Here is a 1,006-nt window from a genome sequence, read left to right on the forward strand (position 1 = left end):
CGGCAACCAGCGCGTCGCATTCGTGGTCGACGACATGGTGTCGTTCGATCCGTTCCCCGCCTCGGCCGCGACCGCCCGGTGCACGGTCGCGCCGACCTGCACCAGGTCGGCCAGGTCGATCGGGCCCTTGGCGTAGCGCAGGTCGCCGACCTCGGCCAGGGCCAGCACCTGCAGGTCGTCCAGGATGCGCCGCTGGAGCATCGTCTCCTCGTGCAGCGAGACGAACAGCTCCCGGCTCGGCTCGACCACCCCGTCGGAGAGTCCCTCGAGGTAGCCGCGCAGGTTCGACAACGGCGTACGCATCTCGTGCGCGACGTCGGCCACCAGCCGCCGCTGGCGTTCCTCGCTGCGCTGCACCGCCTCGGCCATGGCGTTGAACGTCTGCGACAGCCGGGCCAGCTCACCGCGGCCGGAGGTGGGCACCCGCACGTTCAGCCGGCCGCCGGCGAGCAGCCGCGAGGCTTCGGTGAGCCGGCGTACCGGATGGCTGACCAGGCGGGCGATCCAGGCCGTGCCGATCAGCGCCACCACGATCAGGCCGGCGGCGCCGAAGGCGGCGGGCCGGCCGAGCTGGCCGACGTCGGTCTCGCCGGACGCGCCGAGATAGAGCTGCAGCGGCAGCGCGGCCGACACCCCGGCCCGGTCGTTGAAGGTGGTCGCCGCGCAGTTGCGGTCCTCGTCGGGCGCCTCCGGCGCGCTGCACTGCCGATACGTCAGCAGGTCGATGTCGATGCGCCTGCGGTTCTCCAGCACCACTTCCGACGCCTTGCGCACGCACCCGGCGTGCTCGGCGAGCTGCCGCCCGGTCAGATACGGCGCCCGGTCGGTCAGCAGCACAGCCTCGGTGCCGGGCTTCTCGTCGGCGATGCACCGCACGGCGACCAGCGCCGCCCGGTACTGGGCGAGCTGGCGGAGCATCCCCGCGACCGGGGTCCGGGCCAGGACGTCTTCCGGGGGTGGCTCGAACAGGGGGCCGGCCAGCCTCGCGGCGCCGGCGTCGCCCTTG

General features: G+C 73.8%; 1 protein-coding gene. It reads right to left on the reverse strand.

The features are described 5' to 3' along the window. Nucleotides 1-1,006 (reverse strand): HAMP domain-containing protein (locus AB0C29_RS50350; RefSeq protein WP_360835744.1); only part of this gene is annotated, 1,006 nt, incomplete at both ends.

The sequence above is a fragment of the Actinoplanes sp. NPDC048791 genome (genome assembly GCF_040650095.1).
In the GTDB taxonomy this organism is placed as follows: domain Bacteria; phylum Actinomycetota; class Actinomycetes; order Mycobacteriales; family Micromonosporaceae; genus Actinoplanes.